Source organism: Rathayibacter oskolensis (assembly GCF_900177245.1).
Lineage (GTDB): Bacteria > Actinomycetota > Actinomycetes > Actinomycetales > Microbacteriaceae > Rathayibacter > Rathayibacter oskolensis.
This window is the reverse complement of the sequence record NZ_FXBM01000002.1, coordinates 882886-903861: the sequence shown is the minus strand read 5'-3', so window position 1 is coordinate 903861 and position 20976 is coordinate 882886. Positions and strand designations below refer to the sequence as shown.

The window sequence follows — 20976 nt, the reverse complement described above, 5'->3', positions numbered from 1 at the left end:
CTCGGGTTCCGCCGCGGGCGGACCCCGCGATTGACGCACGACGGACGAGAGGGACGACCGAGCGCACGACGCGGTGATCCTGGCAGCGCCGGGCGGCTCGAAGGCGTCGCGAAGCCGCTCCTCCTCACGACGGCACGACGCCGCTCGAGCGCGCCCTGAGCCTCGCGCGCCGCTTCCGGCTGCTCGGCTCCAGCCACAGTGACGGCTTCACGGTCGACCCCCACCGCCTGACCCCTCCCCTGTCCCCTACCCGCGCAGGAGGGCCCGAGCGCGCAGCGCTCGCCTACCCGCCAGCAGGGCCCGAGCGCGCAGCGCCTACCCGCGCAGGAGGGGCCGAGCGCGCAGCGCTCGCCACCCGCGCAAGAGGGCCGAGCGCGCAGCGCTCGCCCGCAGCGCTCGCCCGCAGCGCTCGCCCGCCCGTCCCCGGATCGCCGCCCCTCGAAGAGGGCGCGACCCGGAATCGCGTGCCAGCGATTCCGGGCAGCCCGACGCACCCCGCTCCACGAATCGCACCACCCCCGGAAGCCGACCGCGGGTCGTGTAGCGGCGCAGCCGCTACACGACCGATAAGGACTGCCGCGCGATCTCGAGCTCTTCGTTGGTGGGGATGACGAGGACGGCGACGCGGGAGGCGTCCGTCGAGATGCGGCGGGCGCCGCGGTCGGGGGCGGCGTTGCGCTCCGGGTCGAGTTCGATGCCGAGGCCCTCGAGGCCGCGGAGGGCGCCTGCGCGGACCGCGGGGACGTTCTCGCCGACTCCCGCGGTGAAGACGATCGCGTCGACGCGGCCGAGCTGCGCGTAGTAGGCGCCGATGTAGTGGCGGAGGCGGTGGTAGTAGACCTCGAGGGCCGCGCGGGCCTTCTCGTCGCCGGCCTGGGCCGCCTCCTGGACGTCGCGCATGTCGCCGCGGCCCGAGAGCCCGAGGAGGCCGCTCCTGCGGTTGAGGACGGTGTCGAGCTCGTCGATCGAGAGGCCGGCCTTGCGGGCGAGATGGAAGACGACCGCCGGGTCGAGGTCGCCCGAGCGCGTGCCCATGACCAGGCCCTCGAGGGGGGTCATGCCCATCGAGGTCTCGACCGAGGCGCCCCCGTCGACGGCGCAGGCGGAGGCGCCGTTGCCGAGGTGGAGCACGATCGTCTTGAGGTCGGAACGGCGACGTCCGAGGTAGGCCGCGGCCGACTCCGAGACGAACTTGTGCGACGTGCCGTGGAATCCGTAGCGCCGGATGCGGTGCTTGTCGGCGAGCTCCGCCGGGATCGCGTAGGCGGACGCCTCCGCAGGGATGGTGTGGTGGAACGCGGTGTCGAAGACCGCGACGTGGGGGACGTCGGGGAACGCCTTCTGCGCCGCCTCGATGCCCTCGAGGTTGGCGGGGTTGTGCAGCGGGGCGAGATCGGAGAGGTCCTCGATGTTGATCTTCACCAGGTCGGTGATGACGGTGGGCTCGTAGAAGCGCTTCCCGCCGTGCACGACGCGGTGGCCGACGGCGACCGGCGGGAACTCGTCGAGGCTCGGCCCGTGCTCGGCGAAGGCGCGGATCATCGCGTCGAACCCGGCCGTGTGGTCGGGGATCGGGGTCTCGAACTCGACGCTCTCTCCGTCGCGGCTGTGCTTCGTGCGGCCGGTCTCCTCGCCGATCCTCTCGACGAGGCCGCTGGCGAGCGTCTCCTCCGTGGTCATCTCGATGAGCTGGTACTTGAAGGACGACGAACCGCTGTTGACGACGAGGACGACGGACACGATGGACTCCTGGGGTGATCGGGGTCGGAGGGGGCGCTCGGGCGGGTGGCCCTAGCGCACGACGGGGATGGCGGCGGTGGGCGGCACGATCGCCTGCGTCGACGCCTGGATCGCGGTGATGGCGACGGTGTTGACGATGTCCTGCACGAGGGCACCGCGCGAGAGGTCGTTGACCGGCTTGCGCAGACCCTGCAGGACCGGGCCGATCGCGACGGCTCCGGCCGAGCGCTGCACCGCCTTGTAGGTGTTGTTGCCCGTGTTGAGGTCGGGGAAGATGAACACCGTCGCGCGGCCGGCGACCTGCGAGCCGGGCATCTTCGACGCGGCGACCGCCGCATCCGCCGCGGCGTCGTACTGGATCGGGCCCTCGACGAGCAGGTCGGGGCGGCGCTCGCGCACGAGAGCAGTCGCCGAGCGCACCTTCTCGACGTCGGCTCCGGCGCCGCTCTCGCCGGTGGAGTACGAGAGCATCGCGATCCGCGGGTCGATGCCGAACTGCTGCGCGGTCTCGGCGGAGGAGATCGCGATGTCGGCGAGCTGCGTGTCGGTCGGGTCGGGATTGACCGCGCAGTCGCCGTAGACGAGGACGCGGTCGGCGAGCGCCATCAGGAACACGCTCGAGACGACGGAGACTCCGGGGCTGGTCTTGATGATCTCGAAGCCGGGCCGGATGGTGTGCGCGGTCGTGTGCGCGGCTCCGGAGACCATGCCGTCGGCCAGGCCGAGCTGCACCATCATCGTGCCGAAGTAGGACACGTCGGTGACGGTGTCGAAGGCGTGGTCGTAGGTGATGCCCTTGTGCGCGCGGATCTTCGCGTACTCCTCGGCGAAGCGCGCGCGGTGCTCGGGGTCGTGGGTGCTGAGCACGCGGGCGCCGTCGATGTCGAGGCCGAGGCCGGCGGCGCGCGCGCGGACCTCCGACTCCTCGCCGAGGATCGTCAGGCGGGCGATCCCGCGCTTGAGCACCGTCGCGGCGGCGCGGAGGATGCGGTCGTCACCGCCCTCTGGCAGCACGATGTGGCGGTCGGCGATGCGGGCGCGCTCGATGAGCCCGTACTCGAACATCAGTGGGGTGACGACCTCGGAGCGGCCGACATCGAGGAGGGTGAGCAGCTCGACCGCGTCGATCGCCTCCTCGAAGAGGGCGAGGGAGGTGTCGCGCTTGCGCGGAGAGTCGGCAGCGAGCCGGCCGCGAGCCGCGGTGACCCGCACCGCGGTGTCGTAGGTGCCGAGCTCGGTCATCACGATCGGGAGGCGGTTGTCGACGCCCTCGATCAGACGCACGATCGGCTCCTGGAGCTCGAATCCGCCGTTGAGGATGATCCCCGAGACCGTGGGGAAGTTCCCGGAGGCGTGCGCCATGATCACCGCGAGGACGACCTCCGGCCGGTCGCCGGGGACGATGACGACGCCGCCCTCCATCAGCCGGGGCAGCACGTTGACCATCGACATGCCGGCCACGACGACTCCGAGCACCTCGCGGCCGAGCAGCTCCTGGTCGCCCGCGACGACGACCCCGTCGACCAGGTCGACGAGTCGCGAGAAGCTCGGCGCGACGAGGAACGGATCCTCCCGGATGGCCCAGACCGGCACCGGCACGGGAAGAGCCGAGCGGATGGCCTCGACGGCCTCGGACGCGGTGCCGGGATCGGCGCGGTTGGCGATGACTCCGATCAGGGTGGCGTGAGCGGCGCGCAACTCGACGGCGGCGAGCTCGGTGATCTGCCGCATCTCCTCGGGCGTGCGGGCGGGCGCCTGCCCGAGCTGCTCGCTGCGGGAGGGGTCGCGGCCGGTCAGCACGAGGAGCACGGGCGCGCCGAGGTTGGCGGCGACCCGAGCGTTGTAGCCGAGCTCGGTGGGGCTGCCGACGTCGGTGTAGTCGGAGCCGAGGATCACGACCGCGTCGCACTGCGCCTCGACGCCCTTGTAGCGCTCGACGATCCGCGACAGGGCGGCCTCGCCATCGGTGTGGACGTCGTCGTAGGTGACGCCGATGCAGTCCTCGTAGGCGAGGCCCGACTCGGAGTGCCCCAGCAGCATCTCGAGCACGTAGTCGGGCTCGGAGGCGGAGCGCGCGATCGGCCGGAAGACGCCGACCCGCTGCACCTGACTGCTGAGCAGGTCGAGGACGCCGAGGGCGACCGTGGACTTGCCCGAATGACCTTCGGCGGACGAGATGTAGATGCTCTGAACCATCGCTGCAAGCCTACCGACGGGGCCTCGCGCGAGGCTGGGTAGGCGCCCCGGGATGGGAGAGCGTGCAGGCTGCGCGGGCTGGGGAGGAGGCCTGCCGCGGGGGCCCGGAGACGAAGAAGACCCCCCGCGCACCCGCCAGAGCCCGGTTACCCTTGCTGCGTTTCCGCCCTGGGGGAGTTGGCCTGGATGGCGCCACGCGGGGAGCCGGGAGACAGTCTAGCGGAGCCTCCGGACGCGCGTGGTCAGCGGTCGCGACGGGTAGCGGGTAGTATGCATGAGTCGCGATTCCGGTCGCGCCTGGAGGATTCGCCTAGTGGCCTATGGCGCACGCTTGGAAAGCGTGTTGGGTGAAAGCCCTCGGGGGTTCGAATCCCCCATCCTCCGCCGAACGGCGCCGCACGCTCTCGCCAGCGCGCGGCGCCGTTCACTCGTTCACGGGCCCCGTCCGCGTGGCTCTCGTCGGCAGGACCTGCGCAGTCAGTGCGCGAGACGGACCAGCCACTCCTCGAGGAGTCCCCGCTCCCCCGCGCTCAGCGCGCCGAGCTCGGGCAGAGCCGTGCGCAGTGCGACCGCATGGCCGGCGACAGCGCGAGCGGCAGGATCGGCCGAACCCGCCTCCGCGGTCGTGATCGCGGAGAGGACGGCCTCGCGCGAGCGCGCCGAGAGCTCGTCGTCGTCGACGGCGCTCAGCGTGAGGGTGCAGCCGAGCGCCGCGGACTGGAGCAGCCGGGCGGCTCGCTCGACGTCGACGGTCAGCCGGCCGGCGTCGGCGACGGCGCGGACGTGCTCGAGGAGGACGCCCCGGGCGAGGCGTGCCGCCTCCGACTCCTCCCCCGGACGCGCGGTGAACATCAGCGCGTACAGATGCGGCTCGGCGAGGCCGAAGGCGACGTGGTGGTCCCAGGCGGCGCGGAGGGCGTCGACCGGGTCGGCCGGGTGGTCGACGCGCTCGAACTCGGCGTGAGCGGCGGCGAATCCGGCGGCGGCGACGGAGTCGAGCAGGCCCCGGAGGTCGCCGAAGGTGCGGTAGATGGTGGGCGCCTGCACCCCGGCGGCCGAGCTGATGGCCCGGGTCGAGACCGCGTCGCGACCGCCCTCGGCGAGGAGCTCGGCGGTCGCCCGGAGGATGCGGTCGCGGGTCGTCGGGCTCTCGGTCACGGGGACCGACGCTAACACGCGGGCCCCCGTCGCCCCGGGCGCTGGACTCGGTGCCGAGGTGTGCGACCCGGCGCAGAGGACCCGTGCTCTCGGAGTCGGACAGGCCGTTCGTGACGGATGGATCGGGGCGGAGGGGGGCCGGGCAGGGGGGTCGCGACCGGAGCTGCTGACCGTGGTGGATCTCGATACGCCCGCTGCGCGGCCCACTCCGTCAGCAGGCAGCGGGAATGGACCGCGGGGCTCAGCGGGGTCAGCCGCAAGGCGGAGGAGGGAGCGATACCGGCGGTATCTCGACCGACGACAACGCCGCAGATCGCCCCGTCAGCGACGGCGGCGGGCCGTGCCGAAGATGCCGCGGACGACCTCGCGGAGCAGCGTGGTCCCCGCCGAGGAGCCGAGGACCTGCTCGACGACGGTCTTGTCGCGGCGCGGGGTGCGGGAGGTGCGGCTGGGTGTCGTGCGGCGGCGCGAGCGTTGGGCCGCCTCCTCGGCTCGGCGCTCGGCGGTGGCGCGCTCCTTGGCGCGGCGGACCTCCTCGCGGGCGCGCTCCTTCGCTGCGCGGGCCTCCTCCTCGGCGCGCTCCTCGGCGGCGACGCGGGCCTCCTCGGCCTCGGCGGCCGCGTCGAGGCGGCGGGTCAGGATCTCGCGGGCGGAGTCGCGGTCGAGCGGGGTGCCGTAGCGGGCGAGCAGCGGGGAGCGCTGGACGCTCGCCTCCCGCTCGGCCTCGGGGGTGGGCGCCATCGACCCGAGCGGGGCGCGCAGGCGGGTCCACGCGACGGGGGTCGGTGCTCCCCGCTCGTTCATCACCGTCACGACCGCCTCGCCGATCGGCAGCGCCTGGAGGATCTCGCCGAGGTCGTAGTCGGACTCGGGGTAGGTCGAGACGGTCGCGCGGAGCGCCTTCGCGTCCTCGGGCGTGTGGGAGCGCAGCTGGTGCTGGATCCGGGAGCCGAGCTGGGCGAGGACGTCGCCCGGGACGTCCTTCGGTGTCTGGGTGACGAAGACGATGCCGACGCCCTTCGAGCGGATCAGCCGCACGGTCTGGGTGATCGCCGCGAGGAAGTCCTTCGACGCGTCGCGGAAGAGCAGGTGCGCCTCGTCGAAGAAGAAGACGAGCTTCGGACGGTCGAGGTCGCCGACCTCGGGCAGATCGTTGAAGAGATCGGCGAGCAGCCACATCAGGAAGGTCGAGAACAGCGCCGGACGGTCGGCGACTCCGGGCACCTCGAGCAGGCTGACGAGGCCCCTGCCGTCGGCGGTCGTGCGGAGGAACTCGGCCGTGTCGATCTCGGGCTCGCCGAAGAAGACGTCGGCGCCCTGGTCGGCGAACGCGATCAGCTCGCGCAGGATCACTCCCGCGGTCGCCTTCGAGAGGCCGCCCAGCTCGGCGAGCTCGGCCCTGCCCTCGTCGCCGACGAGGTAGGTGAGGACGGCGCGCAGGTCGGAGAGGTCGACGAGCGGGAGCCCTGCGGACTCGGCGTAGTGGAAGACCAGGCCGAGGCTCGACTCCTGGGTGTGGTTGAGGCCGAGCACCTTCGCGAGCAGGAGGGGACCGAAGCCGGTCACGGTCGCGCGGACGGGGACACCGGTGCCGATGCCGCCGAGAGCGAAGTACTCGGCGGGCGACGCCTCGGCCCGCCACTCCTGCCCGATCGTGCGGGTGCGCGCGAGGAGGGAGTCGCTCGCGGTGCCCGCGGTCGCCAGCCCCGAGAGGTCGCCCTTGATGTCGGCCGCGAAGACCGGGACGCCGTGCGCCGAGAGCTGCTCGGCGAGCACCTGCAGGGTCTTGGTCTTGCCCGTTCCGGTCGCGCCGACCACGAGGCCGTGCCGGTTGAGCATCCCGAGCGGGATGCGGATCGGGACGTCGACGCGCGCCTCGCCGTTGACGAGGGCGCCGAGCTCGAGCGCCGGACCGGTGAAGGCGTAGCCCGCCCGGACGGCGTCGACGGCCGGTCCGGACAGGGGGCCGGGAGCGGACGCGCCCACCGCAGGCCCGCCCGGCGTCTCGGCGACGAGCCGCACGTCGTCGACGACCGCCGCCGCCTCCTCCGGTCCCGCGACGGCACCGAGAGCCGCCGCTGCGGCCTCGGCCCGCTCGAGTGCCCTCGCGGCCTCGGCCTGCAGTGCCCGGGCGGCGTCCAGTGCCGCGCGCGCGTCGTCCCTCGCCGAGGCGAGCCCGTCGTCGATGCTCATGGAACGAGCCTAGGTGCGCTCGGTCCTCCGACGTCCGCTCAGCCTTCGCGGACGTGCCAGGCCTGCCCGTAGCCGCCCTCGGCGACCGGCCGCGCCATCAGCTCCAGGAACGGCGCCGCGTCGAACGCCTCGGGGCCGAGGACCCCGGCGCCCGACCAGACACCGGTCGCGAGCATCTCGAGGGCGACGACGGGGTTGAGCGCCGTCTGCCAGACCACGCACTGGGTGCCGTACTCGGCCATCGTCCACTCGTTGTCGCTCACGTGGTAGAGGTACACCTCGCGACGCGCGCCGTCCTTCGTGCCGCTGACCCAGAGGCCGGCGCAGGTCTTGCCGGTCATCCGCGGGCCGATGCCGGCCGGGTCGGGCAGTGCGGCGGCGACCACGTCGCGCGGGGCGACCATGACGGGCCCCTCCGACGAGCGCACGCGGATCGGCTCCGTGCGATCCAGACCGAGGAGGTTCAGGGTGCGCAGCACTCCGATGAACTCCTCGCCCAGTCCGTACTTGAAGGTGACCCGCTTCGCGTCGAGCCAGCGCGGCATGAGCAGCACCTCCTCGTGCTCGACGTTGACGCACTCGACCGGCCCGATCCCCTCGGGGAACTCGAACACCTCGGGCTCGGAGAAGGGCGGTGTCGTGTACCAGCCCCGGTCCTTCTCGAAGATCACCGGAGGATTCAGGCACTCCTCGATGGTCGTCCAGATCGAGAAGGAGGGGGCGAAGATCTCGGCCCCGCTCTCGTCGCGGACCACGAGGTTCGCCCCGTCGCGGACCCCGAGCTCGTCGATCTCGTCGAAGAGGTGATCGGAGGCGTAGCGGGCGAACACGTCGGAGAGGCCGGGCTCGACGCCCATGCCGACCAGCGCGAGGCGACCCTCCGACTCCCATGCGTTCGCCGTGGCGAACTGCTCGTCGCCCAGCTTGAGGCCGGTCAGGGAGTGCGGCTCGTCGGGGTGCGGCCGTGACAGGCTCATCGCCATGTCGAGGTAGTCGGCGCCCGCGGCGAGCGCGCCGGCGAAGATCGTCGGCACGAACTTCGGCTCGACGGCGTTCATCACGTGGGTCGCCCGGTGCGCTCGGGCGACGGTCTCGACGCTCTCGGCGTCGGACGCGTCGATCCTGGCGGCGACGAAGCGGTTCTCGACGCCCTCGAGGCCGTGCCGCTCGGCGATCCACGCGACCGTGCGCTCCGCCCGCTCGAGCTCGTAGTCGCAGACGATGATCTGCTCGAAGAAGCTGCGGCGGGCGGCGATCTTGGCGATGGCGTCGCCGACGCCGCCGGCGCCGACCAGGAGGATTCTCATCCCCCTACCGTAGCGACGGATTCAGATGCGGAGAAGCACGCGAACGGGGCAGAAGGGAGGAGAAGTGCGCCGATGACCACTGATTCCGTCATTCCTCGGCGTTCTCGGCGGCGCGCTCGAGGAGCCGGATGAACCGGGACAGGCGCTCGAGGGCGGTGAGCGAGGTCGGAGGCGAGGCGGCGAGCGCCGGCGAGTGCACCAGGTAGGCCGCCCACTGGGCCCGAGAGATCGCGACGTTGAGGCGATTGGGCATCAGCAGGAACTCGAGGCCCCGGGGGACGTCGGCTCCCGACGACGCGGCGAGCGAGACGATCGCGACGACCGCCTCCCTCCCCTGGAACAGATCGACGGTGCCGACGGCCGTCTCGCGCAGGCCCGCGGCGTCGAGCGCCTCGCGGAGGAGGCCGCCCTGCGCGTTGTAGGGGGCGACGACGATGACGTCGGCGGCGGTCAGCCTCCGCTCGCCGTGCTCGTCGCTCCAGGTGCGGCCGATCATCGACAGGGCGATCTCGACCACGCGGCGCGCCTCGTCGGGCGACGAGGTGGTGTCGCCGTGGTGCACGACGGGCGCCGAGTGCAGGCCGGGCGCCAGGCCCTCGAGGAGGCGCTCCGCCGGCGCCCGCGACGTCAGCGCGCCCTCGTACGAGAGCTCGGACACGGCCTCGGTGAGGGCCGGATGCATCCGATGGGTCTCGCGCAGGAAGTAGCCGTAGGCGGGCGGGAGCACGTCGTGACCGTCGGCGATCCAGCCCAGCGCCGACTCGTCGACCGGCTCGGGGTGCGAGCCCTGGCTCACCTGCGGCAGCTGCTGCGGGTCGCCGAGCAGCAGCAGGCGCTCGGCCGCGATCGACGAGGCGATGGTGGGCGCGAGCGAGAACTGCCCCGCCTCGTCGATGACGAGCAGCTGGAGCGAGCGGCGCGGGACGGCGGAGTCGTTCGCAAAGGTCCAGGCGGTGCCTCCGACGACGCAGCCCCCCTCGGAGGCGAGGACGGACGCGAGCGCGGCTCCGTTCTTGACCGCGGTCCAGGCCGCCGCGGCGAGCGCCTCCTGGCCCGTGCCGGCCTTGGGCACCTTGACCACCCGCTCGGGATCGACTCCCCTGCCGACCACGGCCGTCAGCACGTTCTCGACCACGGAGTGGGACTGGCCGACGACGCCGACCCGCCAGCCGTGCTCGCGCACCAGCCGCGCGATCACGTGCGAACCGAGGTAGGTCTTGCCCGTCCCCGGCGGCCCCTGGACCGCGAGGGTCGCACGATCGATCGACAGGAGGGAGGCGATGACGGCGCCGATCACGTCGTCGTCGCGCACGGGGACGACGCGGGACGGCGGCCTGCGGCGCAGGACGTCGAGGGCAGGGTCGGGCAGGAGCGCCGGCAGGGCGTCGAGCACGTGCCCGCCCCACTCGGCGATCGCCTCGGGCTGGGGAGTCGCCCGGGGAGGCGGCGCGGGAGCGAGCGCGAGGGGGACGTCGTCGTGCGGATCCTCGCCCGACCGGACCGCCTCCTTGAGCAGGAGCACGACGCGCTCGCCCTCGTCGTGGATCGCGAGGATCTCGCTGCGGTCGGAAGCGCCGCGGAGGCCGGGGCCGGGCGAGGGCGCTCCGGGAGGTGCGGGCGCCTCGTAGACGAGGAACGGCTTCGAGCCGGCGCTGAGCCGGCTGCCGGGAGCTAGCCGCCCGAACAGGCGCAGCTCGCGGGACAGGGTGCGCGCCCGGGGTGCGGTGGACCAGTCGCGGACCACCTCGGCGCGGTCGACGACGACGACGTCGCGCGTGTCGGCCCAGTCGTCGAGCGGCTGGCGGAGGCGGTCGAAGTGCTCCTGCCAGAAGGTCTTCGCCTCGCGGCGGTGGTAGTCGATCGCGGCGGCCGCGAGGGCGAGGGCCGTCTGGTCGGGCGTCCGCTCGCGCGGCTCGACGCCCTCGACCTGCGCGAGCAGGGCGACCGCGACCGGGTCGGGCTCGCGGGCGACAGGCAGGTCGACCTCGACGAGCGGTGGCAGCTCGTCGCGGGCCGGCGCGAGCGAGAGCAGCCAGTCGCGCAGCCGCAGCGTCGAGCGGCAGTCGTAGGCGTTGTACTCGGCGATCAGCTCGAGCCTGCGCCGCCCCTCCGCGGGATCGGGTCCCGCGAGCAGGGCCACGGCCTCGACGTAGGCGGTGATGCTGTCGGCGGCGTTCGTCACCCCCGCCGTGTCGCGCGCCTCGTCTCCCATGTAGAGCGGCTCGAGCTTCTTGATGGAGTAGCTCGGCGAGCCCACCCGCAGCGCGCGTCGGACCACCGGGTAGAGATCGACGAGGACGCCGTCGCGCAGGAGGCCGTCGACCTCCTCCTCGCCGACCCCGTGCCGCTGGGCCAGCGAGAGCAGGTGCGTGCGCTCGTAGGAGGCGTAGTGGTAGACGTGCAGGCGCGGGTGGAGGGCGCGACGCTCGCGCAGGTGCGCCAGGAAGTCGAGGAGGGCCCGGCGCTCGGCGGCGAGATCGTGCGCCCAGAAGGCCGTGAACCGCTCGTCGACGTCGACCATGCCGAAGAGGTAGTCCAGCCCCCACTGGCGGTCGTCCTCGGTGTGGAGGGGATCGCCCTCGAAGTCGAAGAAGAGGTCGCCCGGGTCGGGGGCGGGCAGCGCCGCGAGCACGGAGGGATCGAGCACCTCCACGACCGGCGGCCGGCCGAGCGAGGCCTCGGACTCGAGCTGCAGCCTCGCCTGATCGCGGAGGGTCTCGAGGGTGCCCGCGCTGATCCCCGTGACGGCACCGGTGCTCGCCGCGAGGGAGTCGATGCTGGTGATCCCCGCGGCCGCGAGCTTCGCGCGCTGATCCAGTCGCATCCCGGCGACCAGGATCGGATCGCGGTGCGCCTGCACCTCGGGAGCGCAGACCGGGCAGCGCCCGCACGCCGCGTAGCGCGGATCACCCCAGGCGAGGGGCTCGACGGCGGCGAGCCGCTCCTCGAGCACGGAGCGGAGGCGCGCCCGTTGCACGCGCTGCACCGGAGCGATCGTCGCGAGGTCGTGGCTCGTGACCGAGCCGTCGCCGAGGACGAGGTGCACCTGCGCGCCGACGCGGATGCCCCGCGCCTCGATCTGCTCCGCGTAGGCGGCGAGCTGCAGGAGCGCGGGGATCTTCGCGTGGCGCGCGAGCTTGGTGTCGTAGACCTCGTAGGCGCCGTCAGGCGTGCGGAGGAGGAAGTCGGAGAAGCCGATGAAGCTCCCGTCGAAGAAGGTGGCCTGGTAGAGCACATCGGCACCGGCCCGCATCGCCTCGACGGCGGCCTCGGCCGCTGCCGGGTAGTCGGCGCGCTCCGGCCGCTCGAACTCGACGACCTCGTGCGACTGCTTGAGCTCTGCGAGGAAGCGGTGCTCGTGCTCGTCGCCGAGGCGGGCGGTGCGCACGAGCATGTCGTCCTCGGCCACCACGAGGGCGGGGGCGCGGCCCAGGGCGGTGTCGAGCCGCCGCAGCACCGCCCACTCGCACGCCGCCCAGTTCGACAGATCGGTGGGGCTCGTGACGATGCGGTCGCCGTCGAGGTACATGGGGCTCCCTCCGGTGCCGTCGGGCGACGACCGCCTCCAGGCTAGGGGGAGCCTCCGACACCGGGACCGCGTGGCAGGCTGGCACGGTGAGCAGGGTGCGGTTCGAGATCATCCCGTCGGACGACATCGCCGAGCGGGCCGAGCGCGCGTTCCCCGATCCCGCCGGCGTCACCCTCACCATCACGAGCCTCCCCCAGCACGGGACGGAGCGGACCGTCGACACCGCGCTCGAGCTCGCCGCGCGCGGTTTCGGGGTCGTGCCGCACCTCGCGGCCCGGAACGTCTCCGGGCGCTCCGAGCTCGAGCGGATCCTCGGACGGCTGCGGGAGGCCGGCGTCGACGAGGCGTTCGTCGTCTCGGGAGACGCGAAGAACGCCGCCGGCTCCTACTCCACGAGCCTCGAGCTGATCCGCGACGCCGTCGAGATCTCTCCCGGGCTCGCCCTCGACATCGCGGGGTACCCCGAGGGGCACCCGCACCTGTCGGACGAGAGCATCGCGCGGCACCTGCGCGAGCGCGCGCCCTTCATCCGGGGCATCGTCACGCAGATGTGCTTCGACGTCGACGCGGTCGTGCGCTACGCCGAGGGACTCCGCCCGCAGGGCATCGCCGCGCCGGTGTGGGCCGGAGTGCCGGGGCCGGTCGAACGCACTCGCCTGCTGACCCTCGGAGCCCGGATCGGCGTCGGCGCGTCTCTCGGGTTCCTCTCGCGCAACTCCTCGGTGGCCGGCGGACTGCTCCGCGGGCGCCGTTTCGATCCGACCGCTTTCGTCCGCCGCCTCGAGGCGGCGGCCGGCGACAGGCTGCACGGCCTGCACGTCTACACCTTCAACGAGCTCGACGGCCTGGACGCGTTCGGGAGCTGACGGCCTCGTCCGCGGACGCTGGGACATCTCGAGACGCCCGCTGCACGGGCTGCTCGATCAGCAGGCCCGGGCGCGACGACAGGGGCCGGAGCGCGGAGAGCTCACCGATCGGCGCGCACCCAGATCGGCGGATGCGGGAGCTCGGACTCGGAGCGCAGGCGGCCGGCGAGCGGTGCCCAGACGACGAGGGCCACTCCGATGCCGAGCAGCAGCCCGCCGATGGTGTCGGTCAGCCAGTGCGCGCCGAGGTAGGTGCGGCTCGCCATCATCGCGATCGAGTAGAGGAAGCCCGCGATCCAGACCCACAGCAGCGGGAAGATCAGCGCGAGCACCATCGCCGTCGTCGCCGCGTTCGCGGTGTGACCGGAGGGGAACGAGCCGTAGTCGCTGGTCACCAGCATGTCCTCGGGGCGGGCGCGGCCGACAAGCTCCTTGACGAGCTGCGTGAGACCCACGCTCGCGAGCGCGGCGACCGTGTAGTAGAGCGCGGCCCACCGCCTCCGGAACAGGAGCAGGACGGCGACGATGCCCAGCGGGATGACGGCCGTGCCGGTGATGCCCGCCCCCACGGTGTTCATCACGAGGGCGGGGATGTCCCAGAAGCTCGAGCGGTGCTCGACGACCTCGTCCATCCACTCGACGTCGAACGAGAACGCCGAGGTGGGGCGGAACGCGATGATCACGGCCAGGACGACGGTGACGAGCAGGGCGATCGAGGCCGAGATCAGCGGCCAGCGCCGTGAGACCCGGCGAGCCGCCTCGCGGGTGAGGAGCCTCGACGAGACGACGTCGGCGGAGGGGGCGCGCTCGCCGATCCGCTCGCGCTGCACGGCGTCGGGGCGGGCGGTGCCGGGGTCGGTCGACGGCGGGTCGTTGCGCGATTCCATCCGGACATGATGCCGTCACGCGATGTTCAGCCGCGGGGGCTTGCGGGCGCGTCCGGAGCGACTACCCCCTCGCGGAATCACGTTCGGCTCGCAGGAGCACGGAGATCCTGCGAGCCGAACGGCGCTTCACGAGCCGAGAGATGCGCCGGACTCGAGATCCGACGAGCCGGAGGCGTCCCACCGGCCGGAGGTCGACCGGCCGGCGGTCAGTCCTGCAGGGCCGGAACCGTGCGCGGTCGCACGATCAGCCACAGCGCCAGGATCGACACCGCGGCGGTGCACATCATCACCGCGGCCATCGGCACGGCCGACTCCGCGCCGAAGATGCCCGAGATCGGCGAGAGCAGACCGGCCGTGCCGAAGTTCACGGCGCCGAGCAGCGACGCGGCCGTCCCCGCCTCCCTGCCGTGGTTGACGAGCCCGAGCACCTGCACGCAGGGGAAGGTGAAGCCGCAGGAGGCGATGAACAGCCAGAGCGGGATCAGCGTGCCCCAGAGACCGAAGTCGAGGACGTCGAAGAGCGCGATCAGACCCGAGGTGACCAGGAGCGAGACGGTCGTGATCGCGAGGATCCACTGCGGCCCGATCCGCCGGCTCAGGTAGGAGGCCGCCTGGACACCCGTGACGACTCCGAGGGAGTTGACCGCGAAGAGCAGTCCGTACTGCTGAGCGTCGAAGCCGTAGAGCCCCTGGAAGAGGAACGCCGAGCTGGAGAGGTAGGTGAACAGACCGGCGAAGGTCATGCCACCGATGACCGCGACACCGAGGAACACGCGATCGCTCAGCACGGCGCGGTAGCGCTGCACGAGGGAGCGGCTGTCGCGCTCGTGACGGGCGGCGCGGGGGCGCGTCTCGACGACCAGCAGGGCGACCGCGGTCATCACGAGGAGCCCGTAGACCGCGAGGAAGACGAAGATGCCGCGCCAGTCGACCACCAGCAGGAGCTGCGAGCCGATCACCGGGGCGAGGACGGGCGCGAGCCCCGACACCAGCGCGAGGCGCGAGAGCATCTTGACCAGGGGGCGGCCGCCGAAGAGATCGCGGACCATCGCCATGGCGACGACACCGCCGGCCGCGGCGCCGGCTCCCATCAGGAAGCGGAAGACGCCGAGCGAGACGATCTCGGGAGCGAACGCCGCGCCGACGCAGGCGAGTACGTGCAGCGAGGTCGCCAGCAGGATGGGCAGCCGCCGGCCGACGGCATCGCTCCACGGGCCCACGACCAGCTGGCCGAGGGCGAAGCCGAGCGTCGTGCCGGTGAGCGTGAGCTGCACCGCCGCCTCCGTCACGTTCAGCTCGCTCTGCAGAGCGGGGAACGCGGGGAGGTAGAGGTCGATCGTGAACGGCCCGAGAGCCGTCAGCGCCCCGAGGACGATGACGTAGACGAGGCGCTGGCGGTTCGAGAGCGCGTCGCCCGGGTGCCGGGGCAGGGAGTCGGTGGGAGGCGAGGAGAGAGTGGTCACGGGGGCCTTCCTGCGCGGACGCAGTGCGGGAGCGGTGAGAACGGGCGCGGTGGACCCTCGGATCGCCCGCAGCCCTAGAGGGGAAGCGCGTCGGGCGTCGCGGTATTCCCTCTCGATCGAATCCATTCGACCACACCGCGCCGGGGAACGGAATCGCCCGGCGGTCAGGCGGCGGGCTGGGACCCGCCGGCCGGGTGGAGAAGCGTGGTCAGCGGATCGGCGAGGAGGTGCTCGAAGGCGAGCTCAGCCGCGCCGAGCATCAGGAGCTCGCCGCCGAGCTCGGTGCGTGCGATGCGCACCGAGTCGAGCGCCACGCGGAACGGACCGCCGCGCGCCAGGCGCTGCTCGAGGAATCCCGGAGCCACGCCGACGAGCGCCCCCAGGAAGCCGCCGAGCACCACCAGCTGCGGGTTGAAGATGTTGATGACGTTCCGCAGCGCCACGGCGAGGTGCCCCAGCTGCCGCTCGACCTCGGCGCGCACGGCCGGGTCCTCGGACGTCGCGAGCGCCTCCTCGAGCCGCTCGCTCTCCGCCAGACCCAGCACCGTCAGCAGCTCGGCGCGGCCGACCTCGGTCTCGAGGCAGCCGACGGCGCCGCAGTGGCAGTCGATGCCCGCGCTGTTGACGAGGGTGTGGCCGATCTCGCCCGCGTAGCCGTCGATGCCGTGCAGCGGTGCGCCTCCGACGATCACGCCGGCGCCGACGCCGCTCGCCCCGCCGTTGAGGTAGATGAGGTGCGAGACGTCGCGTCCCGCCCCGAGGACGCTCTCGGCGAGCGCGCCGAGGTTGGCGTCGTTCGCCGACAGTACGGGGAGCCCCGTCGCCTCGGCGAGCATCCGCGAGAAGGGCTCGTCGACCCAGCCGAGGTGAGGGCCGACGCGCACCAGCCCGTCGGCGTCGCGGACGAGGCCCGGCACGGCGACGCCGATGCCGACCGTCCGCGCGTCCTCCGGCAGCTCGGCCAGCAGCTCGGCCACGGCGTCGGCCGCGAGGCGGGCGGCGGACTCGGCGCTCGGGACGGAGGCGGCGCGGCGGATGCGGCGGCGCACCTCCGCGTCGAAGCCGACGACCGCGACGGTCACGGCGTCGATCTCGGGGTTGACCGCGATCGCCACCACTCGCGGATCCACCTCGACGATCGGGCTCGGCCGCCCGACCTGGTTGAGGGTGTCGGGCTCGCGCTCGCGGACGATGCCGAGCTCGACGAGCTCGCCGACGAGGGCGGCGATCGTCGAGCGGTTCAGCCCCGTGGCCCGGGTCAGCTGCGAGCGGGAGCGCGGGCCCCCGCGGTGCACGAGACGGAGGATCGCGGCGAGATTGTGACGCCTGACCCGGTCGAGGTTGTTGCCGCGCGTCGCGTGATCGGGCATTCGGCGGTCTCCTCTGCTTGCCGGGGTCAGCCTATCGGCGGCCGGAGCGAGGCCCCCGCGGGCGGCCGCGCGGCACACCGGCCGAGGCGCTTCCTCCTCGGCCGGTGCCCTCGCTGCGCCTCCGTCACGCCGTGAAGCGCTGCACCCGACCGTCCGGAGTGGTGACGGTGACGCCGGCGCCCTCGGGCATCACTCCGGTCGCGTCGGGGTAGGAGCGCAGCTCGAGGCCGTCGAGGTAGTCGTAGTCCGGGCGGTCCTGCCGCGCTCCCACGGGGAGCAGCGTTCCCTCGCGGACGTAGAGCGGAAGGGTGTCGAAGCCGTGCGTCTCGGTCCTCCACTCGCCGACGGAGTCGACGACGCCGCCGTCCCACCACGAGACCCAGCGGCCCCGCGGAAGGTAGAACTCGACGACCCCGTCGGGTGAGAACACGGGAGCGACGAGCAACGACGGGCCGAGCATGTACTGCGTGTCGAGGTGGGCCACCGTGCGGTCGTCCGGGAACTCCAGGATCATCGGGCGCATGACCGGCACGCCGGTCGCCGAAGCCTCCAGACCCACTCCGTGCAGGTAGGGCATGAGCCTGAGCTTCAGGCGGGTGAAGACCCGGGTCACCTCGACGGCCTCGTCGTCGAAGGCCCACGGCACCCGGTAGGACCCCGAGCCGTGGAAACGGGAGTGAGAGGAGAGGAGCCCGAACGCCGTCCAGCGCTTGTAGACCGCGGCGTCCGGCGTGCCCTCGAAACCGCCGATGTCGTGGCTCCAGAACCCGAAGCCGGAGAGCGCCAGGGAGAGGCCGCCCCGCAGCGACTCGGCCATCGACTCGAACGTCGAGGTCGAGTCCCCGCCCCAGTGCACCGGGAGTCGCTGGCCGCCCGCCGTCGCGGACCGGGCGAAGAGGACGGCCTCCCCCTCCCCACGCTCCTGGACCAGGACCTCGTGCACGGCCTCGTTGTAGATCTGCGCGTAGTAGTTGTGCATCCGCTCCGGGCTGGAGCCGTCGAACCAGGTCACGCCGAGCGGGATGCGCTCGCCGAAATCGGTCTTGAAGCAGTCCACGCCCTGACGCAGCAGCACGCGCAGCTTCTCCTGGTACCACCGAGTCGCGGCGGGATTGGTGAAGTCGACGAGGCCCATGCCGGCCTGCCAGAGGTCCCACTGCCAGACGGAGCCGTCGCGGTTCTTCACGAGGTATCCGGCGGCCGACGCCTCGGCGAACAGCGGGGAGCGCTGACCGATGTACGGATTGATCCAGAGGCTGATGCGCAGCTCCTTCGCCCGGAGGCGCGCAAGCATGCCCTCAGGGTCCGGGAACACTCGAGGGTCCCACTCGAAGTCGCACCAGTTGAACTCGCGCATCCAGAAGCAGTCGAAGTGGAACACGCTGATGGGCAGGTCGCGCTCGGCCATCCCGTCGATGAAGGACGTGACCGTCTTCTCGTCGTAGTCGGTCGTGAAGGAGGTGGAGAGCCACAGCCCGTACGACCAGGCGGGCACCTCGGCGGGGCGCCCCGTGAGGGCGGTGTACCTCTCGAGGGTGCTGGCCGGCTCACCGCCATAGATCACGAAGTACTCCAGTGCCTCCCCAGCGACGGAGAACTGGAGGCGCTCGACGGCCTCCGATCCGATCTCGTACGAGACGTGGGACGAGTCGTTCACGAGCACGCCGTATCCGCGGTTCGTGAGGTGGAAGGGCACGTTCTTGTACGCCTGCTCCGAGGACGTTCCGCCGTCGGCGTTCCAGATGTCGACGCTCTGGCCGTTCTTGACCAGCGGTCCGAAGCGCTCACCGAGGCCGTACACGAGCTCGCCGACCCCGAGAGAGAGCTGCTGGTGGAGGTAGACCGGGGCGAGGGCACGGCCGGACCCGGCTCGAGCGTTCCCGACCGGCGCACCGTCGACCTGGGCGTCGGGACGGACTCGCAGGTATCCCATCGACTTCTCGCCCGCGGTGGTGAGGATGCGTCCCTCGGCCTCGAAGACGAGCTCGAAGGGAGCACCGGGGGCGATGCGGGCGCTCAGGCGGCCGGACGTCAGCGTTCCGCCGGTCTCGTCGATGACGACGACTCCGTGTCCCTCCTCCGCACCGACCAGGTCGAATCCGCGATCCTCCGACGCGACGTGGTGCTCGATGCGCACGCCGATGACGTCAGGGAGCGGAGACGTCAGCGTGACGGTGAGGACCGGCCTGTTCAGGGTGTCGCCGCGCCGTTCGATCACGGCGGTCGGTGCCGTGACCCGGATCCCGTTCTGCCCCTCCGGCCAGATGTCGTACGCCTCGCGGGCGTACAGCGCCTCGACACCCGGGCGCAGCTGCCAGAAGCCGTCGGTGAACTTCATGATGGTCCTTTCGTCGGAGCGGTCGTCACTTGACCGCGCCCGCGGTGATGCCGCGGGTGAGGGTGCGCTGGAAGAACAGGAAGAAGAGCAGCGTCGGGATGAGGCCGAGCAGCGCCGAGGCGCTCGTCGTCGTCACGTCCATCAGGCGGTCGCCCTGCAGAGTCGTGATGGCGACCGGGACCGTCTGGTTCTCGTTCGACACCAGGAACGTCAGAGGGATGAGGAACTCGTTCCACGTCCAGATGAAGAAGAAGATGAGGAGCACGGAGAGCGTGCCGCGGCTGATCGGCAGCACGACCCGGAGCAGGATGCGCAGCCGGCTCGCCCCGTCGATGACAGCGGCCTCGAGGATCTCCTTGGGGAAGGTCGCGAAGACCGAGGAGAGCAGATAGGTGCCGAACGCGCTCTGGATGACCGTGAAGATGATCACGATCGCCAGCTTCGAGTCGTAGAGCCCGACCTCCTTGAACATGTAGTAGAGCGGGTAGAGGAGCGCCTCCTGCGGGATGAGGTCGGCGAGCAGGAACAGCAGGAGCATCCACGAGCGGAAGCGCACGCGGCCGATCCCGATCGCGAAGGCGTTCAGGACGGACACCACGACCGCGAGGATCGCCACGGAGCCCGAGATGAGGATGCTGTTGCCGAGCTTCTCCGGGAAGTTCACCCGGTTCCAGAAGTTCACGATGCCGTCGAAGTACAGCTCGCGGGGCAGCACCAGCGGACCCGAGCTGTTGTAGTCCTCCGGGGACTTGAACGAGTTGATCACGATGATGACGAACGGGATGGCTATCAGCACGGCGATCACGATGGCGATGAGGAGCCACAGCCAGTCGCCCGGCGTCCGGCGGGCACCGGAGGCGCGACGGCGCGGGCCGGCGGGGGTGACGGGGAGGGGCGTGGTGCCCTCGTCCGCCGGGGTGGCGGGAGCGATCGTGGACATCAGCGCTCGCTTTCTGCGTTTTCGAAGCGGGCCTGGAAGCGGAGGAAGATCATCGCGACGATGACGACGACGATCGTGAGCGCGGTGGCGATCGTCGCTCCGTAGCCGACCTGCTGGCTCTGGAAGAACTGGATGTAGGAGTAGTAGCTGGGCACGATGGTGGACGTGCCGGGCCCGCCTCCTGTGAGCGCGTAGATCGGACCGAAGACCTTGAGCGCCGCGATGGTGCAGGTGAGGGTGACCACGAAGATCTCGGGTCGGATCGCGCTGATGGTGATGAACCGGAACCGCTGGTACCAGTTGGCCCCGTCGAGCTCGGCCGCCTCGTACATCTCGGGGTCGACACGCTGCAGTGCGGCCATGAAGATGACGACCGGGTAGCCCAGCTGGACCCACACCATCACGAACATGATCGAGAGCAGCGCCGTGTCGGGACTCCCGAGCCAGTTGCTCTGCAGCGCACCGAGGCCGATCGAATCGAGGATCGTGTTGAGCGCGCCGTTCTCGGGCCGGAGGATCCAGCCGATGACGATCGCCGCGATCGCCACGGGGAGGATCTGCGGGAGGTAGTAGGTGGCGCGGAGGAAGCTCGCGACTCGGCCGCCGAACTTGCGGCCGATCACGTCGAAGAGCAGAGCCGCCAGCACCAGCCCCAGCAGGGTGGGCACGATGACCATGGCGACGATCATGGCGATCGAGTTGCGGAAGGAGGTCCAGAACTTGGCGTCCTGCGAGAGCTCGATCCAGTTCTCGAGACCGATGAACTCGGGGGGTCGGATGCCGCGCCAGTCGGTGAAGCTGAGGTACACGTTCCACACGAGGGGAACGAGGATGATCGCGGTGAAGAGGACCAGGCCGGGGATCAGGTAGAACCAGAAGCCGGCGGATCCGATACCGGGGATGGAGCTGCGCCCATCCGATCGCCGGGTGGGTCTCACCGCGGGAAGCGTCGTTGCCATGGAAGTCCTTTCGCAGGGGGCGGCAGGAGC

General features: G+C 71.8%; 13 protein-coding genes, 1 tRNA gene and 1 other RNA gene. 2 read left to right on the top strand and 13 right to left on the bottom strand.

The window, feature by feature from the left end; all coding sequences use genetic code 11:
- Positions 1-555 precede the first annotated feature (555 nt).
- From B9Y99_RS13275 to ffs, 3 genes are all read right to left on the bottom strand, one after another.
- Positions 556-1740, bottom strand: a complete 1185-nt coding sequence (locus B9Y99_RS13275; protein ID WP_085477035.1) for an acetate/propionate family kinase — start codon at positions 1738-1740, stop codon at positions 556-558.
- A 51-nt stretch (positions 1741-1791) separates the two neighbouring features.
- Entirely contained in the window at positions 1792-3936 is a 2145-nt protein-coding gene (pta, locus tag B9Y99_RS13270; protein WP_085477034.1) for a phosphate acetyltransferase, read from the bottom strand.
- A gap of 112 nt (positions 3937-4048) precedes the next feature.
- Positions 4049-4145: signal recognition particle sRNA small type (gene ffs, locus B9Y99_RS13265), an RNA gene on the bottom strand.
- 90 nt (positions 4146-4235) lie between these two features.
- Here ffs and B9Y99_RS13260 point away from each other — a divergent pair.
- A tRNA-Ser gene (locus B9Y99_RS13260) sits at positions 4236-4320 on the top strand.
- A gap of 93 nt (positions 4321-4413) precedes the next feature.
- On the opposite strand, the gene B9Y99_RS13255 is transcribed toward B9Y99_RS13260, so the two are convergent.
- The 4 genes from B9Y99_RS13255 to B9Y99_RS13240 all read right to left on the bottom strand — a co-directional run bounded on the left by B9Y99_RS13255 (position 4414) and on the right by B9Y99_RS13240 (position 12123).
- Positions 4414-5094: a TetR/AcrR family transcriptional regulator gene (locus B9Y99_RS13255; protein ID WP_085477033.1), complete on the bottom strand. Its 681-nt coding sequence runs from the start codon at positions 5092-5094 to the stop codon at positions 4414-4416.
- A 321-nt stretch (positions 5095-5415) separates the two neighbouring features.
- Complete coding sequence (locus B9Y99_RS13250; RefSeq protein ID WP_085477032.1) at positions 5416-7287, bottom strand: helicase HerA-like domain-containing protein; 1872 nt, start codon at positions 7285-7287, stop codon at positions 5416-5418.
- Positions 7288-7325: 38 nt separating this feature from the next.
- Positions 7326-8594, bottom strand: a complete 1269-nt coding sequence (locus tag B9Y99_RS13245; RefSeq protein ID WP_085477031.1) for a saccharopine dehydrogenase family protein — start codon at positions 8592-8594, stop codon at positions 7326-7328.
- 88 nt (positions 8595-8682) lie between these two features.
- Positions 8683-12123, bottom strand: a complete 3441-nt coding sequence (locus B9Y99_RS13240) for a TM0106 family RecB-like putative nuclease (RefSeq protein WP_085477030.1) — start codon at positions 12121-12123, stop codon at positions 8683-8685.
- Between the two features lie 86 nt (positions 12124-12209).
- Between B9Y99_RS13240 and B9Y99_RS13235 the strand changes: the two genes are divergently transcribed.
- Entirely contained in the window at positions 12210-12989 is a 780-nt protein-coding gene (locus tag B9Y99_RS13235) for a methylenetetrahydrofolate reductase (protein WP_085477029.1), read from the top strand.
- A gap of 101 nt (positions 12990-13090) precedes the next feature.
- Here the strand turns inward: B9Y99_RS13235 and B9Y99_RS13230 are convergent, their stop codons facing one another.
- The 6 genes from B9Y99_RS13230 to B9Y99_RS13205 form a co-directional block, all read right to left on the bottom strand.
- Positions 13091-13876 carry a phosphatase PAP2 family protein gene (locus B9Y99_RS13230; protein WP_085477028.1) on the bottom strand — a complete coding sequence of 262 codons (786 nt, stop codon included), beginning with the start codon at positions 13874-13876 and terminating at the stop codon, positions 13091-13093.
- A 206-nt stretch (positions 13877-14082) separates the two neighbouring features.
- Entirely contained in the window at positions 14083-15465 is a 1383-nt protein-coding gene (locus B9Y99_RS13225; protein ID WP_085477027.1) for a multidrug effflux MFS transporter, read from the bottom strand.
- A 38-nt stretch (positions 15466-15503) separates the two neighbouring features.
- Complete coding sequence (locus tag B9Y99_RS13220; protein WP_085477026.1) at positions 15504-16709, bottom strand: ROK family transcriptional regulator; 1206 nt, start codon at positions 16707-16709, stop codon at positions 15504-15506.
- A 124-nt stretch (positions 16710-16833) separates the two neighbouring features.
- Positions 16834-19047 carry an alpha-xylosidase gene (gene yicI, locus B9Y99_RS13215; protein WP_085477025.1) on the bottom strand — a complete coding sequence of 738 codons (2214 nt, stop codon included), beginning with the start codon at positions 19045-19047 and terminating at the stop codon, positions 16834-16836.
- Between the two features lie 25 nt (positions 19048-19072).
- Positions 19073-19987, bottom strand: a complete 915-nt coding sequence (locus tag B9Y99_RS13210; protein ID WP_085477024.1) for a carbohydrate ABC transporter permease — start codon at positions 19985-19987, stop codon at positions 19073-19075.
- Positions 19987-20946 (bottom strand): carbohydrate ABC transporter permease, encoded by a 960-nt coding sequence (locus B9Y99_RS13205; protein WP_085477023.1) that lies wholly within the window; start codon positions 20944-20946, stop codon positions 19987-19989. The genes B9Y99_RS13210 and B9Y99_RS13205 overlap by 1 nt, the downstream gene beginning before the upstream one ends.
- Positions 20947-20976 lie beyond the last annotated feature (30 nt).